The organism is Bradyrhizobium tropiciagri (assembly GCF_018130545.1).
GTDB classification, from domain to species: Bacteria; Pseudomonadota; Alphaproteobacteria; order Rhizobiales; family Xanthobacteraceae; genus Bradyrhizobium; species Bradyrhizobium tropiciagri_A.
In genome coordinates, this window is the sequence record NZ_JAFCKF010000002.1 from 776,111 (window position 1) to 802,113 (window position 26,003).

The 26,003-nt window shown below is 65.0% G+C and carries 21 protein-coding genes; 10 read left to right on the forward strand and 11 right to left on the reverse strand.

Annotation, left to right across the window (positions count from 1 at the left end; genetic code table 11):
• Window positions 1–160: 160 nt before the first annotated feature.
• The gene (locus tag JQ616_RS10315) at window positions 161–1,669 is read right to left on the reverse strand and encodes a caspase family protein (RefSeq protein ID WP_212014095.1); all 1,509 of its coding nucleotides are present in this window, start codon (window positions 1,667–1,669) and stop codon (window positions 161–163) included.
• A 91-nt stretch (window positions 1,670–1,760) separates the two neighbouring features.
• Complete coding sequence (locus JQ616_RS10320; protein ID WP_212014097.1) at window positions 1,761–2,291, reverse strand: DedA family protein; 531 nt, start codon at window positions 2,289–2,291, stop codon at window positions 1,761–1,763.
• Window positions 2,292–2,478: 187 nt separating this feature from the next.
• Here JQ616_RS10320 and JQ616_RS10325 point away from each other — a divergent pair, with 187 nt between their 5' ends.
• From JQ616_RS10325 to JQ616_RS10340, 4 genes are all read left to right on the forward strand, one after another.
• Window positions 2,479–2,847, forward strand: a complete 369-nt coding sequence (locus tag JQ616_RS10325) for a hypothetical protein (RefSeq protein ID WP_212014099.1) — start codon at window positions 2,479–2,481, stop codon at window positions 2,845–2,847.
• Window positions 2,848–2,975: 128 nt separating this feature from the next.
• Window positions 2,976–5,036: a DNA topoisomerase IV subunit B gene (gene parE / locus JQ616_RS10330; RefSeq protein ID WP_212014100.1), complete on the forward strand. Its 2,061-nt coding sequence runs from the start codon at window positions 2,976–2,978 to the stop codon at window positions 5,034–5,036.
• A 225-nt stretch (window positions 5,037–5,261) separates the two neighbouring features.
• Complete coding sequence (locus JQ616_RS10335) at window positions 5,262–6,053, forward strand: outer membrane protein (protein ID WP_212014101.1); 792 nt, start codon at window positions 5,262–5,264, stop codon at window positions 6,051–6,053.
• A gap of 187 nt (window positions 6,054–6,240) precedes the next feature.
• A complete protein-coding gene (locus JQ616_RS10340) occupies window positions 6,241–7,011 on the forward strand; it encodes a glucose 1-dehydrogenase (protein WP_212014102.1) in 771 nt (256 codons plus the stop codon).
• A 71-nt stretch (window positions 7,012–7,082) separates the two neighbouring features.
• Here the strand turns inward: JQ616_RS10340 and JQ616_RS10345 are convergent, their stop codons facing one another.
• From JQ616_RS10345 to JQ616_RS10355, 3 genes are all read right to left on the reverse strand, one after another.
• A complete protein-coding gene (locus tag JQ616_RS10345) occupies window positions 7,083–7,859 on the reverse strand; it encodes an outer membrane protein (RefSeq protein WP_349629977.1) in 777 nt (258 codons plus the stop codon).
• Between the two features lie 201 nt (window positions 7,860–8,060).
• Entirely contained in the window at window positions 8,061–9,305 is a 1,245-nt protein-coding gene (locus JQ616_RS10350) for an FAD-dependent oxidoreductase (protein WP_212014104.1), read from the reverse strand.
• 72 nt (window positions 9,306–9,377) lie between these two features.
• Window positions 9,378–10,874: a caspase family protein gene (locus tag JQ616_RS10355; RefSeq protein ID WP_212014105.1), complete on the reverse strand. Its 1,497-nt coding sequence runs from the start codon at window positions 10,872–10,874 to the stop codon at window positions 9,378–9,380.
• Between the two features lie 217 nt (window positions 10,875–11,091).
• Between JQ616_RS10355 and JQ616_RS10360 the strand changes: the two genes are divergently transcribed.
• The 6 genes from JQ616_RS10360 to JQ616_RS10385 all read left to right on the forward strand — a co-directional run bounded on the left by JQ616_RS10360 (window position 11,092) and on the right by JQ616_RS10385 (window position 21,134).
• Entirely contained in the window at window positions 11,092–12,045 is a 954-nt protein-coding gene (locus tag JQ616_RS10360; protein ID WP_212014106.1) for a helix-turn-helix transcriptional regulator, read from the forward strand.
• 110 nt (window positions 12,046–12,155) lie between these two features.
• Window positions 12,156–12,770: a TetR/AcrR family transcriptional regulator gene (locus JQ616_RS10365; RefSeq protein WP_212014108.1), complete on the forward strand. Its 615-nt coding sequence runs from the start codon at window positions 12,156–12,158 to the stop codon at window positions 12,768–12,770.
• Between the two features lie 394 nt (window positions 12,771–13,164).
• On the forward strand, window positions 13,165–13,797 hold the full coding sequence (locus tag JQ616_RS39270; protein WP_349629978.1) for a helix-turn-helix transcriptional regulator: 633 nt from the start codon (window positions 13,165–13,167) through the stop codon (window positions 13,795–13,797).
• Window positions 13,798–13,950: 153 nt separating this feature from the next.
• Window positions 13,951–17,799 (forward strand): autotransporter domain-containing protein, encoded by a 3,849-nt coding sequence (locus JQ616_RS10375; protein ID WP_212014111.1) that lies wholly within the window; start codon window positions 13,951–13,953, stop codon window positions 17,797–17,799.
• Window positions 17,800–18,258: 459 nt separating this feature from the next.
• Window positions 18,259–19,752, forward strand: coding sequence for a DEAD/DEAH box helicase (locus tag JQ616_RS10380; RefSeq protein ID WP_212014113.1), 1,494 nt, complete (start codon window positions 18,259–18,261; stop codon window positions 19,750–19,752).
• A 314-nt stretch (window positions 19,753–20,066) separates the two neighbouring features.
• On the forward strand, window positions 20,067–21,134 hold the full coding sequence (locus JQ616_RS10385) for a GGDEF domain-containing protein (protein ID WP_212014115.1): 1,068 nt from the start codon (window positions 20,067–20,069) through the stop codon (window positions 21,132–21,134).
• A gap of 68 nt (window positions 21,135–21,202) precedes the next feature.
• Here the strand turns inward: JQ616_RS10385 and JQ616_RS10390 are convergent, their stop codons facing one another.
• The 6 genes from JQ616_RS10390 to sufC form a co-directional block, all read right to left on the reverse strand.
• On the reverse strand, window positions 21,203–21,685 hold the full coding sequence (locus tag JQ616_RS10390) for a TfoX/Sxy family protein (RefSeq protein WP_212014117.1): 483 nt from the start codon (window positions 21,683–21,685) through the stop codon (window positions 21,203–21,205).
• 147 nt (window positions 21,686–21,832) lie between these two features.
• The gene (locus tag JQ616_RS10395; protein ID WP_212014805.1) at window positions 21,833–22,222 is read right to left on the reverse strand and encodes a HesB/IscA family protein; all 390 of its coding nucleotides are present in this window, start codon (window positions 22,220–22,222) and stop codon (window positions 21,833–21,835) included.
• Window positions 22,223–22,296: 74 nt separating this feature from the next.
• The gene (locus JQ616_RS10400; RefSeq protein WP_166294943.1) at window positions 22,297–22,668 is read right to left on the reverse strand and encodes an SUF system Fe-S cluster assembly protein; all 372 of its coding nucleotides are present in this window, start codon (window positions 22,666–22,668) and stop codon (window positions 22,297–22,299) included.
• Window positions 22,665–23,912 carry a cysteine desulfurase gene (locus tag JQ616_RS10405; protein ID WP_212014119.1) on the reverse strand — a complete coding sequence of 416 codons (1,248 nt, stop codon included), beginning with the start codon at window positions 23,910–23,912 and terminating at the stop codon, window positions 22,665–22,667. Before JQ616_RS10405 ends, JQ616_RS10400 begins: the two co-directional genes overlap by 4 nt.
• On the reverse strand, window positions 23,909–25,231 hold the full coding sequence (sufD, locus tag JQ616_RS10410) for a Fe-S cluster assembly protein SufD (RefSeq protein ID WP_212014121.1): 1,323 nt from the start codon (window positions 25,229–25,231) through the stop codon (window positions 23,909–23,911). The genes JQ616_RS10405 and sufD overlap by 4 nt, the downstream gene beginning before the upstream one ends.
• Before the next feature lie 17 nt (window positions 25,232–25,248).
• Window positions 25,249–26,001: a Fe-S cluster assembly ATPase SufC gene (sufC, locus tag JQ616_RS10415; RefSeq protein WP_212014122.1), complete on the reverse strand. Its 753-nt coding sequence runs from the start codon at window positions 25,999–26,001 to the stop codon at window positions 25,249–25,251.
• Window positions 26,002–26,003: the final 2 nt, after the last annotated feature.

A 26,003-nucleotide genomic window follows, 5' to 3' on the forward strand; every position in this document is an offset into this window, starting at 1 on the left:
TATCAGCGTTTCGATGCGCGCGCGATGACGATGGCGCGAACCACCGTCCTCTCGGCTTACCCCGCACGGCCAGCGATATTCCCGGCCGCGACGCGATGACGTTACGACTTGGCGGCGCGGACCACGGCGATCGCGCGCCGCGAATCCGTTTCAGGAAATTTCAGGGTTTCCTGAGGAAATAGTCATCGCCTCCCAGTGAACCGTAGACAAACGGCTCCTGGCTGTTGCCGGTCGCCGCCATCACGTCGTCGCGGACCAGGCCGAAGAACTTGCGAATTTCGACGCCCGGCCTCTGCATGTTCCGGATCACGGCGCGCGCGAACGGGCTGTTGTCCTGCCCGTCCGTTCCGTCCATCGCGGTCTGCCCGGCCTTGGCGGAATAAGCCACCAGCGTCGCGCTCGCGTCGGGCTCGATCCGCGCCAATCCTCGCCCGACCGAACGGCTGGTGACCGTCCGCGCCATGTCGCGCAGGAACGGGTTGTCCCGGCAGGCATCGAGGATGACGAGATGCAGCTTTCGCGCGCCCTCGACGCTCGCCAGCACCGCATCAAGCGGCACCGCCTCGAATTGAACCGCGCGATCGGTCTTCAGTTTGGCATCCACCGGGATCAGGTAATTAGTGCCATTCACCTCGATGCCGTGGCCGGCGTAATAGACCAGCGCCCAGTCAGCCTGGGCGGCCTCGGCCGAGAATTCGTTGAGCGCCTGGCGCATCGCCGGAGCGCCGAGATTGTCGTCAAGCCTGACGGTCTTGAAACCGGCAGCCCGAAGCGCATCCGCGACGGCGGCCGCGTCATGTTGCGGATTGGGCAAGCGTGGCACCGAAACATAGTCGCTGTTGCCGATGACCAGCGCCACGCGCGTCTCGCCGCCCGGCGCGTCGCTTGCGGTGACCGGCGGCGCGGGATCATTCTGAGGCGCGGCGGCGACAACCGGAGGAGCCACAGCAGGCGTGAGCTGCTGCGCAGGCTTGGGCTGCGGCATCGCCGCTGGCGCTGCGGCCCCGGCACGCTCGCGAGCCTCGGCCAATGCCGCCTGGGTGACGCTCGACGGGTCGAGCCTGCCAGCCTGCGCGATATCTGCCCGCGCCTTGTCCGCCAGCCCCGCCTGCTCATAGGCGATGGCGCGCGCACGAAACGTCTTGGCCGCGCGAGGATCGAGACGGACGGACTCGTCGAGATCAGCGAACGCTTTCTGGTTGTCACCCTTGCCCTGCCAGGCGACCCCACACACGCGGTAAGCAACCGCATTGCGCGGATTGATCCGGATGATGGCGTTGCAATCGTCCAGCGCACGATCGAACTCGCCGTTCTTGGAATAGGCGGATGCGCGATCGAGGACGGTCATCGTATCGTTTCGGCCGAGGCCGATCGCCTGCGTGTAGTCCTTGATCGCCTCGTCGTACTTCTTGATCTGGAAATAGACCCCGCCACGGTTGGCATAGGCCAGCCCGGACTCCGGGAAGCGCTGGATGATTCCGTCGAGGGCAGACAGCGCACCCTGGTAGTCGCCGCGCTTGAAGAGCGCGATCGCGGCACTGTTGGAGCGCGCCACCGCGGGATTCTTTTCAGGTGTGCTTTGAATGGTCTGCGCCGAAGCTGGCACTACGGTCGCAGATGCCACGGCAACCGCCACGAACACCGCCAGCCCGCACCAAAACCGATTCATGCCCTGCCCTCCATCCGGCCACGGCAGAACGGCGAAATCCGGCTTCCCGGATTTGTCTGCGAGGCTGTGGCGCGCCTGCGCTGGCGAATAGCTACACCACCCGCCACATCCACTCGATGCCCTGCGCAATGACATCGCCGAACAACAGCAGCGCCGCGGACCAGACCAGCGCGGAGACGAAATTGGCGACCTGGAATTGCCAGTACGACATCTCGAAGATGCCGGCTGCGAGCGGCACCGAAGCGCGCAGCGGGCCGAAGAAGCGGCCGATGAAGATGCTGGGCACGCCCCAGGTCTTCACGAAGGCCTCGCCGCGCGGCAGGATCTCCGGATAGCGCGACAGAGGCCACATCTGCGCGACCTGTTCCTTGTAGCGATAGCCGAACCAGTAGGAGACCCAGTCGCCGAGCGCGGCTCCAATGCCGCCGGCGATCCAGATCGGCCAGAAGTTGATCCCGCTGACGCCGATCAACGCGCCGATCGCAACCAGCGCGCCCCAAGCGGGCACCAGCAATGAGATGAAGGCGAGCGATTCAGCGAACGCCAGCAACATGACGATCGGAGCGGCCCAGGCCTGGTGGTGGCGCACGAATTCGGCCAAGGCCCGCGCAAAGTCTTCCATCTCGTCGTGTGCCTTCCGCTCCGTTGAACCCCGAATGAACCTTTCTACCGGCACGCAGCCTAAGAACAGGTAAGCCAGCCCATTGCGTGACATCAAGTCACAAAGGCGGGGATCGAACGTGATTTCCGGTAAGGCCCCCGCGGTCCAGGCTGGCCGGCATCTCCCTCATAAGAAAAGGAATCACTCGATGATCGGGTCACTGATGATGTGCGTGAGCGTGCTCGTCCTGCTGTTCGGAATGCTCGCGGGCATCACCATGGGTATCCAGCACGACTTCACGTTGGGGCCGGCGCACGCGCATCTCAATCTCGTCGGCGGCGTGCTGCTGTTCCTGTTCGGCCTGTACTACCGCCTGGTGCCGGCCGCAGGCGCCATGCTGCTCGCCAGAATCCAGGGCTGGCTGCATATCGTCGGCGGCATCGTGTTTCCGGCCGGCGTGGCCGGCGTGCTGCTGAAGGGCCCCTCGTTCGAGGCTGCCCCGATCGTCGGTTCCCTGATGGTCGTTGTCGCCATGGCCCTGTTCACGGTCGTTGTATTTCGCACCTCGCGGGCGTAATCGCGGCTTCCTATCTACACAGGCGGCTGGCGCCCAAGGGCGCGGTCGCCCCCATTTGGCAGCCCATCCGTGGCATAGTCAGAGCAACCGATTCGCGGCGCCAAGACCGGCGCGCCACTTGAAGAACCATGGCCAAGTCATTGAAATCGAACGCCAAAAGCAAATCTGCCGACGATCTGTTCGGAGCCCCGGAACCGAAGGGACGCGCCCCGGCGAAGGCTGCTTCACGCCCCTCGGGAGGCGCCGAAGCCGGCTATACGGCGGCCGACATCGAGGTGCTGGAAGGGCTGGAACCGGTCCGCCGGCGACCGGGCATGTATATCGGCGGCACCGACGAGAAGGCCCTGCACCACCTGTTCGCCGAAGTGATCGACAACTGCATGGACGAGGCGCTGGCGGGTCACGCCACTTTCATCGACGTCGAGCTGACCACTGACGGCTTCCTGACCGTGACCGACAATGGTCGCGGCATTCCGGTCGACCCGCATCCGAAATTCCCGAAGAAGTCGGCACTCGAAGTCATCATGTGCACGCTGCATTCGGGCGGCAAGTTCGACTCCAAGGTCTACGAGACTTCGGGCGGCCTGCACGGCGTCGGCGTCTCCGTGGTCAACGCCCTCTCCTCGCGGCTCGAGGTTGAGGTTGCGCGCAGCGGACAGTTGCATCGCATGACCTTCGAGCGCGGCCATCCGAAGGGCAAGCTCGAAGACCTCGGCAAGGTCAACAACCGCCGCGGCACCCGGATCCGCTTCAAGCCGGACACCGACATTTTCGGCGCCAAGGCGGCGTTCAAGCCGCAGCGCCTGTTCAAGATGACGCGCTCGAAGGCCTATCTGTTCGGCGGCGTCGAGATTCGCTGGCACTGCGATGCAGAGTTGCTGAAGGGCGTCGAAGACGTTCCGGCGGAAGCCAAGTTTCACTTCCCCGGCGGCCTAAAGGACTATCTCGCCGCGGCGATCCACGCCGACACGCTGGTGCATCAGGATATCTTCTCCGGCAAGTCCGGCCGCAGCGGCGCGCATGGCGCCTGCGAATGGGCGGTCGCGTGGACCGCCGATGCCGACGGCTTCCTGTCGTCCTACACCAACACGGTGCCGACGCCCGATGGCGGCACGCATGAATCCGGCCTGCGCAGCGCGCTGCTGCGCGGCTTGAAGGATCACGCCGAGCGCGCCGGTCAGGGGAAGCGCGCGGCCTCGATCACCTCGGAAGACGTGATGGTGGGCGCGGCCGTGATGCTCTCGGTGTTCGTGCGCGAGCCTGAATTCCAGGGTCAAACGAAAGATCGCCTCGCCACCGCCGAAGCGCAGCGCATCGTCGAACAGGCGATGAAGGATCCGTTCGACCATTGGCTGTCGGGTAATCCGAACCAGGCCAACCGGCTGCTCGATTTCGTGATCGATCGCGCCGAAGAGCGGCTGCGCCGCCGCCAGGAAAAGGAAACCGCGCGCAAGACCGCCGGCAAGAAGCTGCGCCTTCCCGGCAAGCTCGCGGATTGCTCCGATGCCGGCACCGAAGGCTCCGAACTCTTCATCGTCGAGGGCGACTCGGCCGGCGGCAGCGCCAAGCAGGCGCGCGATCGCAAGACGCAGGCCGTGCTGCCGCTGCGCGGCAAGATCCTCAACGTCGCGTCGGCCGGCAAGGACAAGCTGACCGCCAACGCGCAGCTCTCCGATCTCGTGCAGGCGATCGGCTGCGGCACGCTCGCGCACTACCGCGAAGAGGATCTGCGCTATCAGCGCATCATCATCATGACCGACGCCGACGTCGACGGCGCGCACATCGCCTCGCTCCTGATCACCTTCTTCTACCGGCAGATGCCGCGGCTGATCGACGAGGGTCATCTCTATCTGGCTGTGCCGCCGCTCTACAAACTGAAGCACGGCACCAAGTCGATCTACGCGCGCGACGACGCGCACAAGGAAGAGCTGCTCAAGAGCGAGTTCAACGCCAACGCCAAAGTCGAGGTCAATCGCTTCAAAGGCCTCGGCGAAATGATGCCGGCGCAGCTCAAGGAAACCACGATGGATCCGGCCAAGCGCACCCTGCTGCGCGTGGTGCTGCTCGCCGACGATCGCGAGGGCACCGCCGACTCGGTCGAGCGGCTGATGGGAACCAAGGCCGAAGCCCGCTTTGCCTTCATCTCCGACAAGGCCGAATTCGCCAGCGACGACCTGCTCGACGTCTAGGCTCAACCAACTGATTCAAAATGAATTTCCGGCCGCCTCCTGATCGGGGCGGCCGTTTTCATTCGCGCTCTCCGAGAGCTCCAGAGGTTTCGTTTTCGGGCGGTTGTGTCTCACCCGCAACAGCATTTCCGGCGGAACCACGTATAGTCCGAGCATGAGTTTCGGGAATCGGTGCCAACGCACTCCCGCCAGCGACCCGATCGAACGCTAGTCGAGGATTTGGATATGAAGAAGATTTTGCTCGCTCTGACCGCGGTTGCTGCGATGACGGGTTCCGCGTCGGCTGCCGACCTGGCCGCCCGCCCCTACACCAAGGCTCCCGCCCCGATCGCGGTGGCGCCGAGCTGGACCGGCTTCTACATCTTCGGCGGTGGCGGCGGCGGCGTCTGGGACGCTGACACCGGTACCCAGGTGACCGCCACGGGCGCGCCGATCCTCGGCTTCAATCAGCGCCAGGGTGGCGATGGCTGGTACGGCACCGTCGGTGCCGGTTACGACTGGCAGACCGCCAACAGCTGGGTCATCGGCGTGTTCGCCGACGGTCAGTTCGGCAGCCTGAAGGGCACCATCCAGGATCAGACGGCGTTCCTCGCCGGCAACATCAAGAACGACTACTCTTGGGCCGCTGGTGCGCGCCTCGGTTATCTGGTCGCTCCGAACGTTCTGTCCTACGTCAACGCCGGTTACTCCAGCTCGCACTGGAAGGGCACCACCCTGTTCAACACCGCGAGCGCGCTTCCGGGCGGCGTGCACACCAACGATTTCGATCGTGGCGGCTGGTTTGTCGGCGGCGGCGTCGAGAACAACCTGAACATCTTCGGCATCACCGCGCCGGGCTGGTTCATGAAGACCGAGTACCGTGCTGCTTACTACGACAAGAAGAACATCTCGGAGCTGGTCGACGGCACCAACGCCTTGACCGGTACCGACATCACCTTCAAGCCGCTCGTGCAGACCATCAGCACCTCGCTGGTCTACCGCTTCAACTGGACCGGTCCGGTTGTCGCCAAGTACTGATCTTCTGCTGACATAGCAGAGCAAAAGCCCCGGCATCGTCCGGGGCTTTTTTGTTGCCCGAATCGCTTTGGAGATGCCCCGGCCGCACACAAGTCGGTGCAGGGCCGACCGGCTGTGTCCGATCTGGTCAGTGCTACGATGATCGGGCACTCTCGCGACCGGATTCAAACCACAGCGGATAACAACAATGAAAAACGGACAGTTTGATCTCTCGGGCCGGGTCGCGATCGTCACCGGCGGCAATGGCGGCATCGGGCTTGGCATGGCGCGCGGACTGGCGGATGCCGGCGCCGCGGTGGCCGTGGTCGGCCGCAACGAGGCGAAATCGAAGGCCGCCGTCGAGGATCTCGGCAAGCGCGGTGTCAAGGCGATCGCGGTCACAACCGACGTGACCGACAAGGCAGCGATCGCGGCCATGGTCGAGCGGGTCGTCAGCGAGCTCGGCCGCATCGACATCCTGGTCAACAATGCCGGTATGAGCATCCGCAAGCCGCCGCACGAGCTCGAGCTCGACGAGTGGAGCAAGGTGATCGACACCAACCTCACCAGCGCATTCCTGTGCTCGAAGGCGGCGTATCCGGCGCTCAAGGCGTCGGGCCACGGCAAGATCATCAATATCGGCTCGATGATGTCGATCTTCGGCGCGAGCTTCGCTGCCGCCTACGCCGCGAGCAAGGGCGGCATCGTGCAGTACACACGCGCCTGCGCCAATGCGTGGGCGCCTGACAACATCCAGGTCAACGCCATCCTGCCGGGCTGGATCGACACCGACCTGACCAAGGGCGCACGCCAGCAGGTTGCCGGGCTGCACGATCGCGTGCTGGCACGCACGCCGGCTGGGCGCTGGGGTGTCATCGACGACTTCGCGGGGATTACCGTGTTCCTGGCGTCGCCGGCGTCGGACTTCGTCACCGGCACCGCGATCCCGGTCGACGGCGGCTATTCGGTGATGGTCTGACACATCAGCGCCAAAAACACAGGAGCCCCGGCTAGCCGGGGCTCCTGCATCCTGTTCGCCTCGGTCTAAACTCAGTAGCGCGCGATGACCGGCGCGTCGAACTTGTAGTTCATGCGCACCACCGCCCACTGAATGTCGCGCGGCTTGGCGTCGAACGTATAGGTCCCCGCCGCGGTGCCGGCGAGCTGATAGGTCTGACGCTCGAACGCCGCGTAATTGTATTCGACGCCGATGGTCCAATTGCGGGTGATGCCGTATTCCCAGCCGCCACCGACGGTCCAGCCGCTCGCCCAATGGGTCTGGCTGCCGGAGCCGGTTGCCGGCGGCAGGTTGTCGACGACCGACAGGCGGTTGTTCACGCCGGCATAGCCGCCCTTGAAGTAAAGCAGGTTGTTCTGGATCGCGTAGCCGGCACGGCCGACGATCGTCGCCATCGCATTCGAGCGCCAGCTGAACTGATCATCGCGACCGAGGCCGAACACCGTGTTGGTGACGCGGCCGGAATTGTCGAGCGCGGAGATCGTGCCCTCGATGCCGAACACGAAATTGTTGGCCTGCCAGTTGTAGCCGATCTGACCGCCACCCATGAAGCCGGAGCCACGCTGACGGAAGCCCTGCCCCGGCGCGAGATCGCCGAACAACGTGGTGTTGGCGCTGTTGACCCATTGCTCGTTGGTCCAGGCGCCACCGAGATGGCCGCCGAGATAGAAGCCGGCCCAGTTGTAGATCGTCTCCACATAGGCCGGTGCCTTGGTGTACGGCCGGGCGGCAAGATCGGCGGCCGAAGCGGCGGTGACGCCAAGCGCCGTGGTCACGGTCAACGCGGCAATGAATTTGGCATGAGACACGGCGGCACCCCCAGGTTGTCTGATGGCCACCAGCATTCCCAGAGAGACCCTTACCAAAAGAAAACCGCGGGAACCGGCAGCGCAGAATCCGTGTCGGCTGATTTCGAATCATGTCCGGCTGTTGCAACCACGCAACTTCGAGCCATCGATTTAAGAGGCTGTTATCCCTAACAAATTCCAGCTCAGTTTGAGCGGCGGCCGTCAGCCCGCGGCGGGCGAATGGACGTGCTCCGGCCGCACCCCGACGGCGACCAGACGTGCCGTCAGGCCCTGCAGCCAGGGCATCGCGGTGATCAACCGCAACGCGAACGGCACCGGTTGATCGCCTGGTTTCAGCGCCGCGCTGATGAGGTTGTTCTGCGCGACCACCTGCATGCGCTGCGTCACCCGCACCGGAAATTCGCGGCGCCGCCGCACCGCATCGAGCTCGTCCTCGGTCGGCACGCCGTCAACGAGCTTGGCCGCCAGGATGTTGGCGGTGGCGACCGCGTCCTGCACCGCGAGGTTGACCCCGACACCGCCGATCGGCGACATCGCGTGCGCGGCATCGCCGATGCAGAGCAGGCCGGGCCGGGTCCAGCGCGTCAGGCGATTGATCGCGACCGTGAGCAGCTTGACGTCGTCAAAGCTCTTCACGTCGCCGATGCCGGGCTTGAGGATCGGCGCCAGCCGCAGCACGTCGTCGAGCAGCGCCGGCAGTCCCCTCGCCTTCACGGCCTCATATTGTCCCTTGGCGATCACATAGGCGCATTGCCAATAGTCGCCGCGGTCGAAGGTCACCATCATCTTGCCGTGGTCGATGCGCGCGAACAAATTCTCGGTCTCGTCCGGACGCCGCCCGACCCGAAACCACAGCACGTCCATCGGCGCGCCGATTTCCTCGACCTCGAGGCCGGCGCGCTCGCGCACGATGGAATGCCGGCCGTCGCAGCCGATGGTGAGATCCGCCTCGATATCGATCGGCCCGTCAGGCGTGGTCGCACGCACGCCGGCGACAGCGTCGCCGCGTCGGATCAGGTCGGTCGCCTCTGCGTTCATCAGCACCTTCAGCGAGGGAAAACGCGTGCCGCTCGCGCGCAGGAAATTGAGGAAGTCCCACTGCGGCATCATCGCGATGAAGGGATATTTGACGCTGAGACGGCTGAGATCGGCGATCCGCACCGAGGTGCCGCCGAACATGCCGTCGAGCTTCTGGATGTCCTGGTGCGGCAACTTGAGGAAGCCGTCGATCAGACCGAGCTCATCCATCACCTGCAAGGTCGAGGGATGCACGGTGTCGCCGCGGAAATCGCGGAAGAAGTCGGCGTGCTTCTCCAGCACCACGACATCGACGCCCGCGCGCCCGAGCAGATAGCCGAGCATCATCCCGGCCGGCCCGCCGCCGACCACGCAGCAGCGCACCTTCATCTGTCGCGAATTCGGCCCTGCCGGATTGCCTGCATCCATGTTGCCGTCCTTACCGCTGCCTCGCACTTCAGGCTCCGACTGTAACGCGGATCGAACGACAAGGATGCAAAGCTAGCGCCGGAACGTCTTGATTTCCGACACGCTGCCGTCGCGATAGGTCAGCTCGACCGAGACCGATTTGGTCTGCGGGGCGAGCTTCAGATAGGGCTGCGCATCGGACGGGATCGCGCTGGGATCGCGCTGATTGCAGGGTGGCATCTTCAACACCTTGTCCGGCACCGCGCTGTCGATGCCGATCCGCACCTCGCGGATCGCGCAGCGATACGACATCAGATGCGTGTAGTAGACCAAGAGCCCGTTGAACTCGCGGAACGACAGCCAGCTGGTCGCGGTCATGTCGAGGATCTTGCGTTGGTCGCGGATCAGCGCTGCGTCGGGATCGAACTTGATCGGGAACGGCCCCTGCATCTCGCCCTGGGTATCGACATAGCGAAGCTCGATCGTGGCCGCCGGCGCATCGGCCGGCAGCTCGATCGACGGATTGGGCATCCGCTTGCGCGTGCGCGGATCCAGTGTGTCCATGAAGCCGGTCTCGCGGAAGTCGCCGCTGTCGCCGATCCGCCAGGACATGCCGAGCGTCGGATCGGCGACCGAGAACACCACGGTCCAGCCGCCATTGTGCCGCGAGAAGCTCGCGATCGGCGCGTTGATCGAGTCCTCCTTCGGCAGCTTCGGCACCGAGACCGGCGGCAGCGCGGCCACCTGCTGCGGCGGCGCGGACGGCTTGGCCGCCTCGGCCTGCGCCTTCGCGATTCCGTTCAGGAAGACGTCGTCGACCATCTGGTCGAAATAAACCGGGATCTGCTTGTGCTTGACGGTCTCGGCCATCTCGCTGACCAGGCGCCGTGTGCGCTGGGCAACCTGCACCAGGTTTTCGCCGGGCTGCAGCAGCTCCTTGGCAAAGGTTCGCGTGAACACCGAATTGGGATTGGCATCGTCGTTCGACAGACGGTCGAGTGCGGTCTGGCGCGGCCCCGCCGAGAACACCGAGAACACGCCCTCGGGCAGCTGCGTCATCGGCGCGAGGCCGCCGCCGCCGGCAACCGCGCGCGTGCCAGCCCGCTCGAACGGATTGTTGCGGCAGGCGTCGAACACCAGGATCGAGGTCCGCGCCTTCTTGTTCTGCAGCCGCTCGATGATGCGGTCGGCGAGGACAGAAGCATCGCGCACCAACTCCTCCTGCCCTTCGGTCGCCGCCGGCACGTCGGTCGGCAGCAGGAAATTCTGGCCTGCGATCTCGAAGCCGTGACCGGCATAGAAGAAGAACGCTGTGTCGCCGGGTTCCACGGAGCGGTCGAAGGCGAGCAGCGCCTCGGAAAACGCCTGCCGGTTCAGGTTCTCGGCCACCATGACGTTGAAGCCGAGCTGCTTCAGCGTATCGCCCATGGTGCGCGCGTCGTTCACCGCCTTCTGCAGCTTGGGCACATTCCGGTAGTCGTTGTTGCCGATCACCAGCGCGACGCGCTTCTCGGCCTGGGCGGGCGCGGCCGATGCGACAAGAGCGACTGCCAAAAGGGTCGCCGAAAGTACCGAAAGCCAGCTCTTCATCCCAAATCCCGCCTGCACGCCGTGCGATCGCCGCTTAATAGTCGGATCAGCCGTTTGGCCGGTTCAAGGCCGGCCATACCGGACCACCGTTCCGGCCCCCGCCAGGCCACCATGGGGCGGTCCATCCGCCTCAGGTCAAGTTTCTTTTTACGGCCGGCGTGATAGATTCGGGCATTCACTCCGGCGCGAGCTCTCCACAGGTCCCAAGGGCTTTTCCGTGCACACATGGTCCACCGATCAAGTCGATCCCCGGGATCGCTTCGACTATTGGCGCGAGGTCCGCGCCAAGGGGTTGTTCGGCGTCACCGCCGAGCTCGAGCCCGAGCGGCGCCGCGACTTCTTCGGCGAGTTCTCGCTGCGCAAGCTCGGCGATGCCGGGCTGGTCGAGCTGCGCGCCTCGCCATATCGTGTTGAGCGGCGCGCCGGCGATATCGCCGATGCGGCGAGCGACAGCCTGTGCATCTACCAGCAGCTCGGCGGTGGTGGCTGGTTCGGCGGCGCCCGGCTCGATGAGTTCGCGGTGCGCGACGGCATGTTCGCGACCAGTTATTCGGACCTGCCCTATCGCACCGTTCCGCTGCACGATGCCGGCTTCCATCTGCGCATCATCAAGATTCCGGTCGCGAACATCGTGCCGCCGGGTGCCGAGCTCGGCGAGCTCGTCCCCAAGCCGGTGCAGGATGAGACCGCCCTCCGCATGCTGCTGGAATCCTGCTTCCGCGACCTCACCGAAGCCAACGATGCGGCGGCGATGGACTCTACCCCGATGCTGCAGGCGCTGGCCCATATCGCGCTGATCGAGCGCGGTCACATGCGACCGAAGAGCCGGCTCGCCCAGCAGGCATTGCGAACCGCCCATTTGTCGCTGGCCCGCCGCCTGATCCGTCGGCATCTCTCGAGCGCGGCGCTGACGCCAAGCCTGATTGCCGGCCTGCTCGGCATTTCGGTTCGTCACCTGCACATCCTGTTCGAGGAGACCGAGAACAGCTTTTCGGAGACCGTCACCGCGCTCCGGCTGGCGCAAAGCCGCCGCCTGCTCCGCGAGCAGCCGAGGCAGACGATCGCCGAGGTCGCCTTTGCCTGCGGCTTCGAGAGCCTTGCGACGTTCTATCGCCTGTTCAACGCGTCCGAATCGATGACGCCGGGCGATTACCGGGCGCAGCCGGCCTGAGCGTTCTCCCGCCGGGGTACACCGCTGTTGCGGGTTGCTAAAGCGCCTTGATGCCCGTAATCGGGATTCCCGGCATCACGCGCCGCCCCCTCGTCGTCCTCGGAATCCTGATGTCGAAGAAGATGATCAAGCCCGGACCTGACCTGCTGACGCAGGTCAACCAGGCTTTTCTCGACTACGGCTATGGCGGGCTGTCAATGGTGGGGCTCGCCAAGGCCTGCGGCTTCACGCAACGCGCGCTGTATTACTACTTCAGCAACAAGGAAGAGGCGTTTCGCGCCGTCATCGGCTGGCGCCACGTCGAGGACGTCGGGCTCGCGCTGGAGGCCGGCCGTGCGGTACGGGCGAAGGGCGGCGGCGCGCTGGATATCTTCGCAACCATTCTCGATGTCCGCTACGGCGAGACGCGGCGGCGCCTCACGCATTCGCCGCACACCGTCGAGCTCAATGCCGAGGCCTTCAAGCGCTGCCGCGACTTGATGATCAAATCCGCCGTCTCGTTCCAGGCTGATCTGGAGAGACTTGTGGTCGAGTTGCAGGCCGCCAAACTGCTGAAGCTCAACGGTGAGTTCACGCCGACGCAGATCGCACAGGCGCTTGCCGACGGCGCACGTGCCGTCAACCAGGCGCTGCCGCCGATCGCGCGTGACGACTTCTCGGCGCGCTATCGCCAGATGTGCGCGATGGTGCTTTACGGCTGCGCCGTGATTCCGAAGCGCAAGTAATCCGCGCCCTGCCCGACCGCGCCGCAGGCGTCGCCGCTCTCTCACCCCACGAACAATCGCGCCCCTCAGGCGCCGGCTGACCATGTCGCCGGGCCGTGGATATCTTCTGGCACATGTTACCTATTTCATATTTTACATGTTTATGTGAAATATAGGATATTGCATCGCAAGACTTTCGGGGACGTCGCAAATGACTGACATGAGGCAAACGGACGACGAGAGCCGTCGCCACGCCATCCGGCCTGCTCCGAACCCAAATGATCAGCCTGCGCGCACTGAGAAGATAATTTCCGTCGACTTCGCCAGAACCGCGCTGGCGCTTCGCCCGGATCAGGCACAGCCAATCCCGTCACCGGCGACGCGCGCTCTCATGCAGAGCGAGGGGTCATGCACGATGCGCGGTAAGTACGACGATCAAGGCCCGGAGGCATCATCCACCGGCCCGGCGCGCATGGTCGGACCGAGCGTTGTGGAGCTGCACGCGGATCAAACTTCGGTGCTCGAGGCTGCGGGCCACGGTGCTTCAGCAGCCGGCAATCGCGGCTGGGCGCCGTTGCTCGAAGCCTGCCTTGCCGACTTCAAGGAGGCAACGGAGGCTGGCGACAACGCGCGCATTCCTGCGCTGGTTAAGATCGTCGCCGACCTTGCGCTGATCGAGCGCGGCGCGATCCGGCCGGGAAGCCGCCGCGCCCAGCAGGCGCTGCGCGTCGGCCGGCTCAGCCTCGCGCGCCGCCTGATCACCCGTCATCTCGCCAAGCCGTCGCTGTCGCCGGGGATGGTCGCCGACATGCTCGGCGTCTCGATCCGCTACCTGCACGTCCTGTTCGAAGCGACCGGGGCGAGCTTCTCGCAGACCGTCACCGCCGAGCGCCTGAGCGAGAGCCGCAATCTGCTGCGCCAAAAGCCGCCGCGACCGATCGCCGACATCGCCCTTTCCTGCGGGTTCGGCAGCCTGGCGACGTTCTACCGGATCTTCAGCGCATCCGAAGGCCTGACGCCCGGCGAGTACCGGGCTGCGGGGCACTAGCCACGACGGCGACCCGCTGCGGCCTTACGGCCACACTTGGCTGCATTTCCGCGGCAGGCGCGCTTTGGATCGACGGTATGCGCGCACTGAGAAGACAGCGCACGGCCGTTGCGCCAGAAACACCCAGTTACAATGGCATGTGGGGGCATGGTCATGGCGGACGGCGGCAGGCCGGGGATGTGGCGCGGCGCGCTGCTTGGATCGGCGTCGTTGATCGCGCTGAGCTCCACGGCCGAGGCCGCGGTCTACTGCACGGGCGTCGGCACCGCCAACGTGCTCTGCGACGCCGCCCATCCGTCGGACGGCGGGCTCAACACGAGCTTCAACGGCGACGTCACTGTCAACGTCAACGCCGGCGCCGGAATTAACTCCGGCGGCGTGCTCGTGAGCGCCTACGGCAGCATCACGTTCAATCACAACGATCCCGCGGGCATCACGGGATCAATGTACGACGGCATCGTGCTCAATGGCGTCGGCCAGGGCGCGATCACCTACACGGGATCGGCTGACGTCACCGCCAATTGGTACGCGATCCATGTCTATGGCACCGGTCCGGTCTCGATTACGCAGACCGCCGGCACCGTCACGGCCAACACTGCCATCAGTGTCTCGAGCGCAGGACCTGGGGGTAGCGTCAACATCAACACGGTTGGCAGCCAGATCCTGGCACCGAACGGGACTGGAATCTTCGTCGACACCCGCGGCAGCCAATCCGACGTCACGATCGCGACGGGCGCAGTCACCGGCACCACAACCCAAACCGGCGGCGGGATTTTCGTTCGGATGGGACAGAACACCCAAACTGCACGCAATCTGTCCGTCACGACCAACGGCGCGGTCGTTGGCGGCATGTATCTCCAGAACGCCGGCATCGGCACCGTCGACCTCACCACCAATGCGAGCGTCGTCGGGGGCATCTACCTCCTGGCCAGCAATTCAGCCAACACCAATGCGTTCACGGTGAAACTCAATCAGGATGTCAGTGGCGACGTCAGTCTGCTGAACTACGGCTCGGGCACCAACACGATCCGGACACGCGGCATCACGGGCGGGACGCTGTCCGTGTCCGGCGGCGGCGCCAACAGCAGCCTCGTCGTGGACGGCAATATTGCCAAAGGAAACGGCCCCGACTCGTTCTTTTACGGCGCCCTGGCGTCTGTCGGTTTCTCCGCCGCCGGCACCAACACTGCGACGTTCAACGGCGACATTTCCGGAACCTTCGACACCAGGACGTCCATTTTTCATACGTCCGGTGGTGGCGTCGCCGGCCTTTCGGTCGGATTGGGAAGCACATCCAGTGACGGCTCGGCGACGCTGAACGCCAACGGATCGGTCTCGGTCACCGGCATGTCGCGGTCGGGCGACGCCGCGAATGTGACCGGAGCTTCCCTGGGAGCCTCCGGCGCAGTTCCGGTTGACTTCAATCTGCACGGCGCGGTGACGGCAACGTCGATCGCTGACACTGCGTCGAGCGTCATCGGGATCAGCGCAGGACAACACAATCTGGGCACGATGCGGTTGACGACCGATGGCGCCGTGACGGCCACCGCGATCGGCTCCGGCAGCACCGCCACCGGTATCACGGTCACAGGGAGCAGCTTTGCTCTGACCGGCATCAACACCGGCACGATGACCGTTCGCGCCAATGGCGACGTGACCGCCGCCTCGGACGGCGCCGCGACCGGCATCGCGCTGCGCCGCGGCTCCGGCACATCCCCTACCGCGACTGCGGGACTCGGCGGCATCGATCTCGATACCAAGGGGACCGTGAGCGCCACCTCGACGCGCGCAGCGGCGATCGGCATCAGCGGTGTCATCGCCAATGGCGCCGACAATTCCGCAACGCTGGCACTGCGCGCCGAAGGCAATGTCATCGCGAATGGCAAGGCGGCCGGGAGCTACGGCATCTTCGCCCAGCGCGACGGTCTCGGCGACATCAAGATCGACGCGCTCGCCGGCGTGCAAAGCTCTGGCATCGGCATCTCCGCCTCGCGCTCGACCCCCGGCAACATCTTCATCACGACCGGCACCTCCGTCACCGGCACCACCGGCATCGTGACGTCGGGCGGCACCACCACGCTCGTCGCCAACGGCACCATCACCGGCACCGGCGGCACCGCCGTCCAGTTCGGCGGCACCAACGACGTGCTGCAAGTCCAGACCAGCACCGTGTTCAACGGCAACCTCGTCGGCAGCGGGACCAGCATCGTGCAGTTCGGCGGCACGACCGCCGCAAGCTTCGACCTGTCGAAACTCGGCACCGGCTTCGCCAATTTCGGTGTTCTTGCCGGCTCGAACTGGAGCTTCACCGGCAACAACTCGAACTTTGCCGGAATGATCAGCGTCGACAGCACGTTCATCCTCAACGGCGCGATGCCGAACGCCAGCGTCACGGTCGGCCCCGACGGCACGCTCGGCGGCAACGGCACCATCGGCAACACCATCATCAGCGGCACGCTGTCACCAGGCAATTCGCCGGGCACGATCACGATGGCGAGCCTGACCATGACTGCGGCGGCGACCTATCTGGTGCAGGTCACCAACACGATCAGCGACAAGACCATCGTGACCGGCGCTGCCAGTGTCGCCGGCAATGTCGTGGTCGAGCCGCTCGAACGGATCACGAAAAAGACCACCTACACCATCGTCAATGCAGGAACGCTGAGCGGCACCTTCGGCTCGGCAAGCCTGTTGCTCGCCAACAACCTCGCCCGCAATCCGGTGCTGAGCTATGTCGGCAACGACGTGCTGCTGTCGATCGATCCGGGCCTGCTCTCGCCGATCCTGCCGGCCAACGCCGGCGTCAATCACAGGAGCGTCGCCGGTGCGATCGACAACGGCCTGCTCGGCGGCGCCAACCTCTCCAACGCGTTCAGCGCGATCTTCAACCTGTCGGGCGACAATCTCCTGAACGGCCTGACCCAGCTCTCCGGCGAGAGCGCCGCGGGATCGCAGCAGACCACGTTCAACGCCATGAACCAGTTCATGGGCACGATGCTCGATCCCTTCCTCGACGGTCGCGGCGCGAACGCGATGCCGGCCGGCACCATGTCCTACGCCGTCGACAATTCGCTGGCTTATGCCGCCAAGCGTTCGACCAGCGCCGCCGCTGCCGCCATCTATCGCAAGGCCCCGATCGCACAGGGCTACGATCCGCGCTGGAGCGTGTGGGCGGCGGCGTATGGCGGCTCGCAGACCACCGACGGCAACGCTGCGCTCGGCTCGAACAACACCACCAGCCAGGTGTTCGGCACCGCCATTGGCGCCGACTATCGCTTCTCGCCGAACACCATCGCCGGCTTCGCGCTCGCCGGCGGCGGCACCAATTTTGGCGTCGCCAACAGCGGCGGCGGCCGCTCCGACCTGTTCCAGGCCGGCGCCTTCGTGCGCCACAATATCGGCGCAGCCTACATGGCCGGCGCGCTGGCCTATGGCTGGCAAGACGTCACCACCGATCGTACGGTGATGGTCGGGAGCGTCGACCGACTGCGTGCCGAGTTCAAGGCCAACGCCTGGTCGGGTCGCGCTGAAGGCGGCTACCGTTTCGTCGCACCCTGGATCGGCGGCGTCGGCCTGACGCCCTATGCAGCCGGCCAGTTCACGACATTCCAGCTGCCGGGCTACGCCGAGCAGGCTATCGTCGGCGCCAACACCTTCGCGCTCGCCTACAACTCCAAGAGCGTCACCGACAGCCGCAGCGAACTTGGCCTGCGTGCCGACAAGTCCTTCGCGCTGTCCGATGCAATCCTGACGCTGCGCGGCCGCGCCGCCTGGGCGCATGATTTCAATCCGGACCGCAGCATCGCCGCGACATTCCAGACCCTGCCTGGTGCGAGCTTCGTCGTCAGCGGCGCGACCCAGGCCTCCGACTCCGCCCTCACCACCGCCTCGGCTGAACTGAAATGGGCGAACGGCTGGTCGGCGCTCGCAAGCTTCGAGGGCGAATTCTCCAACGTGACCCGCTCCTACGCCGGCAAGGGCGTGGTCCGCTACGCGTGGTAGCGCCTGCGTGATTTCGGAATATTAGAAATATAACCGTGAGTTGCCCGACGTGTCAACAGCCAGTCGAACGCCGGCCACCGCCGGCTCCGGCATGGGGTTGTTTTTCGATATTTTGGCAACGCGTCTCCCCCGCAAAGGCGCCGCCAGCCCCCGCCAGGGCCTCGTCATCGGATCCGGGACTGGCGATTCATTTGACCGCCAAATGACGGAAATGACGGTTATTTTGGCGAAAACGTTAAGCTTTTTGGGCTTTCCGGCCGGTTCCAAGATTGACTTTGCCGGTTTCGCCCCTATGTTGCGAGGCAACGCGGCCCTCGGATCGAAACGCGATTCGTCAGGTTTGCCGTCCGTCAGCGTTAGTCAGAGCCCCCGAGCTTTATAGAAAAGCGAGCCGTTTCGGGGCCGAACGCGACAGCCTTTTACCTTCGATTCCGAACGGCGGTGTCGACCAGAGGCTCAATGTCTTTTTCCAATCTAGGCCTGTCCGATAAGGTCCTCGCCGCTGTTGCGGCCACCGGTTACACCAACCCCACTCCCATCCAGGAACAGGCAATCCCGCACGTCCTCGCCCGGCGCGACGTCCTCGGCATTGCCCAGACCGGCACCGGCAAGACCGCTGCCTTCGTTCTCCCGATGCTCACCCTCCTCGAGAAGGGCCGCGCGCGGGCACGCATGCCGCGCACCCTGATCCTCGAGCCGACCCGCGAGCTTGCTGCGCAGGTGAAGGAGCAGTTCGACAAATACGGCGCCGGTCAGAAATTGAACGTGGCGCTGCTGATCGGCGGCGTCTCGTTCGGCGACCAGGACTCCAAGCTGATGCGCGGCGTCGACGTCCTGATCGCAACGCCCGGCCGGCTGCTCGACCACACCGAGCGCGGCGGATTGCTACTCACCGGCGTCGAACTGCTGGTGATCGACGAAGCCGACCGCATGCTCGACATGGGTTTCATTCCCGACATCGAACGCATCTGCAAGCTCGTCCCCTTCACGCGGCAGACCCTGTTCTTCACCGCGACGATGCCACCGGAAATCAGCCGCATCACCGAGGCCTTCCTGCACAACCCGGCCCGGATCGAAGTCTCCAAACCCGCAACGACCGCCGTCACTGTGACGCAGTTGCAGGTCCCCGCCGGTCGCGAAGCGCATGACAAGCGCGAGATCCTCCGCCGCCTGCTGCGCGACGCCAAGGATCTCAACAACGCGATTATCTTCTGCAACCGCAAGCGCGAAGTCGCGGTCCTTCACAAGTCGCTGCAGAAGCATGGCTTCAGTGTCGGCGCCCTGCACGGCGATATGGATCAATCCGCCCGCACGGCCGCGCTTGATCAATTCCGCAAGGGCGAGATTCCGCTGCTCGTCGCCTCCGACGTCGCCGCCCGCGGCCTCGACATTCCCGCGGTGAGCCACGTCTTCAATTTCGACGTACCGCACCACCCCGATGACTACGTCCACCGCATTGGCCGTACCGGCCGCGCCGGACGCACCGGTACTGCGATCTCCATCGTCACCTCGCTCGATAGCAAGTCGATGACCGCGATCGAGAAGCTGATCGGCCAGCCGATCCCGCGCGCCGAGGGCGACTACACCGTTCGCAGCGAATCTTCTGACGAGGACGCTGCGCCGCGCCGCTCGCGTGGCCGCGAAGGGTCGCGCGACGGCGCCCGCGGCGGCCGCAAGCCGCGGCGTGAACGCGAACCGCGTCACGGTGAACGCGAGGCGGGTCACGCTGAGCGCGAGCCCCGTCAGGACCACGAGCCCCGCCGGGAGCGTGTGGCGAAGCCGGAGCGCGAACCGCGCCAAGGCCGCAACACGCCACCGCAGGCCGCCCCGTCGCACGTGCCGTCGATCGGGCGCGCCGAGCCGCGCCGGCCGCAGCGCGAGGTGGACCACGAGCCCGCCGATCATTCGCACCTGCCCGCCTTCCTGCTGCGACCCGTGCGCGCACGCGCGTAAGGCCGGTCTGATGCTGCCGCGCCAGCGGCGGTGGTCAGAGGGCGCCACGTTGCCGCCAGCGACCGGCGCACACTCCGATCTCCCGCGTTTGAAGCAAATGCGCGCGGTTTTCGCATCGCAACGGTGAGCAAGCGAAAGACGTTCGAAAGCCGCGCGCGATCGCGACGGAATCGAGCTCGTACGACATTAGTTGCGGCCAAATCCCCGTAGTTCCACTGTTTACCTTGCCTTCATTCTCGTCCCGTACCCTCGCGCCAATAATTTAGTCATTGCGGCCGGACATAGCCGGCATTGCGTGCATTGAGGACGTAACAGTGGTCAAGCTGCTGGACGAACACGAACGTACGTTGGCGTTTGCCGAAGTCGCACTTGGTCAGATTCGCTCGCTTCGCCAGACCGCTGTCCCCCGCAACTATGAAATCTGGTACGTCTACGCCACCGGATACAACGCACCGCTCAACAAGGTCATCAACGAGACGCTGGCGCGCAGCGGCAAGCTCTCTGAATCCGACCTCGAGCAGATCTACGAAACCTACCTCTCGCACATCAAGACCTCGGATCGCATCGACAAGGTCGGCGCGCGCGTCATCGGCGAGATCGACGCGGTCATGAGGCTGATCACCGATGCGCTCGGCGTGTCCGCGACCTACGACGCAAGCCTGGTCGGTGCCACCGACAAGCTCGCCACCGCGACCACTCGCGATCACATCAAAGTCATCGTCGACAGCCTGGCAAAATCGACGCGCGAGATGCGCGAGACCAACCAGGCACTGGAGAACCGGCTCGCGCTCTCGAAGTCGGAGATCAGCGACCTGCAGCACAGCCTCGAGGCGATCCGCGCCGAGAGCCTGACCGATCCCCTCACCGGCCTCGGCAACCGGAAATATTTCGACCGCTCGATCGACATGGCGGTACAGGCTGCGCTCGCCAGCGGCGAGCCGCTGTCGCTCTTGATGTTCGACATCGATCACTTCAAGTCGTTCAACGACTCCTACGGTCACCTCACCGGCGACCAGGTGCTGCGGCTGGTGGCGCAGTCGCTGAAGCAGACCATCAAGGGCCAGGACATCACCGCGCGCTATGGCGGCGAGGAATTCGCTGTCGTGCTGCCCAACACCGCGCTGCGCCAGGCGCTGACGGTCGCCGACCACATCCGCCGTGCCGTGATGGCGAAGGAATTGAAGAAGAAGTCGACCGGCGAGATCCTCGGCCGTGTCACGATCTCGGTCGGCGTCTCGATGCTGAAGCCGGCCGACGACACGGATTCGCTGATCGAACGCGCCGACGCCTGCCTCTACGCCGCCAAGCGCGCCGGCCGCAACCGCGTGATCTGCGAAGCCGATCCGGAATACAGCGCCGAATCCCAGACCCGCGTCGCGTAAATCTCACCTCTCAGGACTTCGTAGCTTCGCAGGATGGGCGAAGCGCGATAGCGCCGTGCCCACCTCATCTAGCGCGATGTGCGATGGTGGGCACGCTTCGCTTGGCCCAGCCTACGTTTCGACTTGGCGGCACGCTTCTTCGCCACGCTCTTGGCCGCAGTCTTCTTCGCGGCAGCCTTCTTCGCCGGCGCCTTCGACTTTCCCGCTGCCGCTCGTTTCCTCGGCCGCTTGCGCAGCGCGGCGCGCTGAGCCGCACCGAGCGCCGAGCGTGCCCAGACCGCAAGCTCCTCGGCATCGTCGAACAGCCGCGCCGGCAGCTGCCAATAGGAATTCACCGTGACTGTCTTCGAGCTGGTCTGGTACTGGAACGGCTTGGAGCCTTCCGCCTCGAATTGCGGGATGGTCTGCTCGTCGGCTCGGAAGTAGAGGCCGGCACGCAAGGCCAGCGCGAAGTTGGTGCCGTCAGCGGAGATGCCGTAGCCGGAGAACATCCGGCGCAGCGTGACCGGGCCGAAATCGGCGAACAGGTCGGTGAGAAATTCACGGTCCATGTGCCCACCCTCATTCCAGCGCGACCGGACACGCCTGCCGCAGCCCGTTGGCTGCGCAGTATGGTCGACGAATACCTCGACACGCAACGATGGTGGGTATCTGATCTAAAGGCGCGCGCGATTGCGCGCTCGCCGGCGCGGCAGCGATCAGACCGTGGCCGGCTTGAGCTGCACCGATTCGCCGCAACCGCAGGCGGACACCTGGTTCGGGTTGTTGAACACGAACTGGGCCTGCATCCTGTCGGCCACGTAGTCCATCTCGGTGCCGAGCAGGAACAGCACAGCCTTCGGATCGACCAGGATCTTCACGCCCTTGTCCTCGACCACTTCGTCGCTCGGTCGGATCTCGTGGGCGTATTCGACGGTGTAGGATTGCCCGGCGCAGCCGCCGTTCTTGATGCCGACGCGCAGCCCGACAATCTCCGAGTCCGCACGCTTGGTCAGCTCGGTGATCCGCTCCGCCGCGGCATCGGTCAGTCTCATGACCTGCGGGCGCGGCCGCTTCGGCTTGGCTGGGGTCGGTGAAGCTTGCGTCATATCACTCATGTGGTCAGTCCCAGCGGCAAATCAACTGCCGATCTTCTCGAGCCTAAGTTCAATCCCCTAACGCATCACCACATATTGAGGACGAGGCGCGCCTCATCCGACATCCGGTCCGGCGTCCAGGCCGGATCCCACACCAGATTGACGTTCACGACGCCGACGCCGGGAACGCTGGCAACCGCGTTCTCAACCATCTGCGGCAGCTCGCCGGCAGCCGGGCAGTTCGGCGTGGTCAGCGTCATCAGGATGTCGACGGAACGATCGTCCTTGAGGTCGACCTTGTAGATCAGGCCGAGCTCGTAGATGTCGGCCGGGATTTCCGGGTCGAACACCGTCTTCAGCGCGGCGACGATCTCGCCGCTCATGCGCTCGGTCTCCTCCGCCGGCAGTGCCGAGGTGGTTTCCATGGAGGCCGTCTTGACTTCGGCTGTATCGGTCATGCGAACAATTCCCGCGCCTTGATCAGCGCCTGCGCCAGATGGTCGACTTCTTCCCTTGTATTATACATCCCGAAGGATGCGCGGCAGGTGGCCGTCACGTTGAACCGCTCTAAAAGCGGCATCACGCAATGGGTGCCGGCACGCACCGCGATGCCCTGTCGGTCGATCACGGTCGCGACGTCGTGCGGGTGCGCGCCCTTCATCTCGAAGGAGATCACCGGGCCCTTGTTGCGGGCGGTTCCGATCAGGCGCAGCGAGTTGATCTCGCGCAGGCGGTCCTGCGCATAGGTGAGCAGGTCGTGCTCATGCGCGGCGATGCGTTCCTTGCCGATCGAATTGACGTAGTCGATCGCAGCACCCAGCCCGATCGCCTCGACGATCGGCGGCGTGCCGGCCTCGAACTTGTGCGGCGGATCTCCGTAGGTGACCCAATCCTTGGCCACCTCACGGATCATCTCGCCGCCGCCGTTGAACGGCCGCATCGCCACCAGATGCTCGTGCTTGGCATAGAGCGCGCCGATGCCGGTCGGGCCATACACTTTGTGGCCGGTGAAGGCATAGAAATCGCAATCGAGGTCCTGGACGTCGATTGGCAGATGCACCGCGCCCTGCGCGCCGTCGACCAGCACCGGAATGCCGCGGGCATGCGCCAGCCGGATCACTTCCTTGACCGGAACCAGCGTGCCGAGCGCATTCGACATCTGGGTGATCGCGACGATCTTGGTGCGCGGGGTCAGGAGCTTCTCGAACTCCTCGATCAGGAAGTTGCCTTCATCATCGACCGGCGCCCACTTGATCACGGCACCCTGGCGCTCCCTGAGGAAATGCCACGGCACGATGTTGGAGTGGTGCTCCATGATCGAGAGGACGATCTCGTCGCCCTCCTTGATGTTCACCCCGCCCCAGGACGACGCCACGAGGTTGATCGCCTCGGTGACGTTGCGGGTGAAGACGATCTCTTCGTTGCGGCGGGCGTTGATGAACTGCGCGACCTTGCCGCGAGCGCCCTCATAGGCCTCGGTCGCGGCATTGGCGAGGTAATGCAGGCCGCGATGCACGTTGGCGTATTCGCTCTTGTAAGCCTCGGTCATGCGGTCGAGCACCGCATTCGGCTTCTGCGCCGAGGCGGCGTTGTCGAGATAGACCAGCGGCTTGCCGTAGATCTGCATGGCGAGCGCCGGGAAATCCTGCCGCACCAGCGCGACGTCGTAAGAACCGTTGGCGACCGCCTTGTGCATGCTCACGCCCTCGCCTTCAGCCAGCGCTGCGCGGTGGCAATTGCGACCTCGCGCAACGCGTCGCTGGCAATGGTCTCGATCGCCTCGCCGACAAAGGCCTGGATCAGAAGCGCCTGCGCTTCCTTCTCGGGCAGTCCGCGGGCGCGCATATAGAACAGCAGGCTCTCGTCGAGCGCACCGGTGGTCGCACCGTGACCGCAGGTGACGTCGTCTGCGAAGATCTCGAGCTCGGGCTTGTTGTCGGCTTCCGCGTCGTCGGACAGCAAGAGCGCACGCGTCATCATCTTGGCGTCGGTCTTCTGCGCGTCCGGACGAACGATGATGCGGCCCTGGAACACGCTGTGGGCACGGTCATCGACGACGGCACGGAAGATCTCGCGGCTCGCGCAATGCGGCACCGCGTGATCCATGAACAGCGTGGTGTCGGCGTGCTGCTTGCCGTTGATCAGGTTGACGCCGTTGGTCTCGACCTTCGAGCCCTCGCCGGCGCAGGTCACCGTCAGCTGGTAGCGGCTGACATGACCGCCCGAGGTCAGGCCGAAGGTGTTGAAATGGGCATGCGCGCCGAGCGACACCGTCGCCGAGGAAATGTTGAAGGCGTCGATGCTGTCTTCGACCAGGCGCACGTGATCAAGCCGCGCATTGTCTCCGATCGCGACGATCAGCCCGTCATGGGTCTGGTAGGCCTTGGCGCCCTCGCCGGCGAGATAGCTCTCGACCAGCGTGACGCCGGCATCGCGGCCGAGCCGCAGCAGCGAGCGCGTGAACATCGAGGCCGGCGCCGTGCCGGATGCGACGTGCACGATGTGCAGCGGCTGGGTCAGCACGGTGCCGTTGGCGATGTCGATGACGACGCCGTCGGTCGCCATCGCGCCGTTCAGCGCGAGCATCGGATTGGAGACGTCGGTCGCAATGGCCTGCACGGACAGCGCATTGTCGCCGGCGTCGAGCACGTCGCGCAGCGGGCGGATGCTGAGGCCCTTGTCGAGATTGCCGAGGTCGGAGAGATCAGGCGCGAACGCGCCATCGACCAGCACCAGGCGGCGTACGCCGTCGATGGCCCGCAGCTTGATCGCGGCCGCGGCGCGAGCCAGCGCCGCCGCATCCGGCGCGGGGGCCAGCGGCAGCACCTCGCGCATCAGCGCGCGCAGGTCGGTGTATTTCCAATCCTCGATCCGGCGATGCGGCAGTCCAAGGCGCTCATAGGCCTCGAACGCCTCGCGGCGCTGATCGGCGATCTTGCCCTTGCCCGGCAGACGGTCGCGCACCACGGCGAATGCATCGCCCAGCGCGCGCCCGGTCTCGGTCTTTGCAACAACGTTCATCTGAGAACCCGCGTTTATCAGGCAGCGTCTTCGAACTGCGCGTAACCGGACTCTTCCAGCTCCAGCGCCAGTTCCTTGCCGCCGCTCTTCACCACCCGGCCCTTCGACATCACGTGCACGACATCGGGCACGATGTAGTTGAGCAGCCGCTGATAGTGGGTGATCACGACCATCGCGCGCTCCGGCGAGCGCAGCGCGTTGACACCGTCGGCCGCGATCCGCAGCGCGTCGATGTCCAAACCAGAGTCCATTTCGTCGAGAATGCAGACGGCCGGCTCGAACAGCGCCATCTGCAGGATCTCGTTGCGCTTCTTCTCACCGCCGGAGAAGCCGACATTGACGCCGCGCTTCAGCATGTCCTGCGGAATGTTCAACGACTTGGCGACCTCGCGGACCTTCTTGAGGAAGGCCGGCGACGAGATCTCGTCCTCGCCGCGCGCCTTGCGCTGAGCGTTGAGCGCCGCGTGCAGGAAATTCCAGGTGGTGACGCCGGGGATCTCGACCGGATACTGGAACGCCAGGAACACGCCCTTGGCGGCGCGCTCATTGGGGTCCATCTCCAGGAGGTCTTCGCCCTTGAACAGGATTTGCCCGCCGGTGACTTCATAGCCCGGCTTGCCGGCGATCACGTGCGACAGCGTCGACTTGCCGGAGCCGTTCGGCCCCATGATCGCGTGCACCTGGCCCGGGTTCACCGTGAGCGACAGCCCGTGGAGGATCTCGCGCTCCTCGACACGAACCTTGAGATCTTTCACTTCAAGCAGAGACATCT

Coding starts and splice junctions, on each gene's coding strand:
- JQ616_RS10315 (WP_212014095.1), bottom strand. CDS start 1,669: ATGAATCGGTTTTGGTGCGGGCTGGCGGTGTTCGTGGCGGTTGCCGTG.
- JQ616_RS10320 (WP_212014097.1), bottom strand. CDS start 2,291: ATGGAAGACTTTGCGCGGGCCTTGGCCGAATTCGTGCGCCACCACCAG.
- JQ616_RS10325 (WP_212014099.1), top strand. CDS start 2,479: ATGATCGGGTCACTGATGATGTGCGTGAGCGTGCTCGTCCTGCTGTTC.
- parE (WP_212014100.1), top strand. CDS start 2,976: ATGGCCAAGTCATTGAAATCGAACGCCAAAAGCAAATCTGCCGACGAT.
- JQ616_RS10335 (WP_212014101.1), top strand. CDS start 5,262: ATGAAGAAGATTTTGCTCGCTCTGACCGCGGTTGCTGCGATGACGGGT.
- JQ616_RS10340 (WP_212014102.1), top strand. CDS start 6,241: ATGAAAAACGGACAGTTTGATCTCTCGGGCCGGGTCGCGATCGTCACC.
- JQ616_RS10350 (WP_212014104.1), bottom strand. CDS start 9,305: ATGGATGCAGGCAATCCGGCAGGGCCGAATTCGCGACAGATGAAGGTG.
- JQ616_RS10355 (WP_212014105.1), bottom strand. CDS start 10,874: ATGAAGAGCTGGCTTTCGGTACTTTCGGCGACCCTTTTGGCAGTCGCT.
- JQ616_RS10365 (WP_212014108.1), top strand. CDS start 12,156: ATGTCGAAGAAGATGATCAAGCCCGGACCTGACCTGCTGACGCAGGTC.
- JQ616_RS39270 (WP_349629978.1), top strand. CDS start 13,165: ATGCGCGGTAAGTACGACGATCAAGGCCCGGAGGCATCATCCACCGGC.
- JQ616_RS10375 (WP_212014111.1), top strand. CDS start 13,951: ATGGCGGACGGCGGCAGGCCGGGGATGTGGCGCGGCGCGCTGCTTGGA.
- JQ616_RS10380 (WP_212014113.1), top strand. CDS start 18,259: ATGTCTTTTTCCAATCTAGGCCTGTCCGATAAGGTCCTCGCCGCTGTT.
- JQ616_RS10390 (WP_212014117.1), bottom strand. CDS start 21,685: ATGGACCGTGAATTTCTCACCGACCTGTTCGCCGATTTCGGCCCGGTC.
- JQ616_RS10395 (WP_212014805.1), bottom strand. CDS start 22,222: ATGACGCAAGCTTCACCGACCCCAGCCAAGCCGAAGCGGCCGCGCCCG.
- JQ616_RS10400 (WP_166294943.1), bottom strand. CDS start 22,668: ATGACCGATACAGCCGAAGTCAAGACGGCCTCCATGGAAACCACCTCG.
- sufD (WP_212014121.1), bottom strand. CDS start 25,231: ATGAACGTTGTTGCAAAGACCGAGACCGGGCGCGCGCTGGGCGATGCA.
- sufC (WP_212014122.1), bottom strand. CDS start 26,001: ATGTCTCTGCTTGAAGTGAAAGATCTCAAGGTTCGTGTCGAGGAGCGC.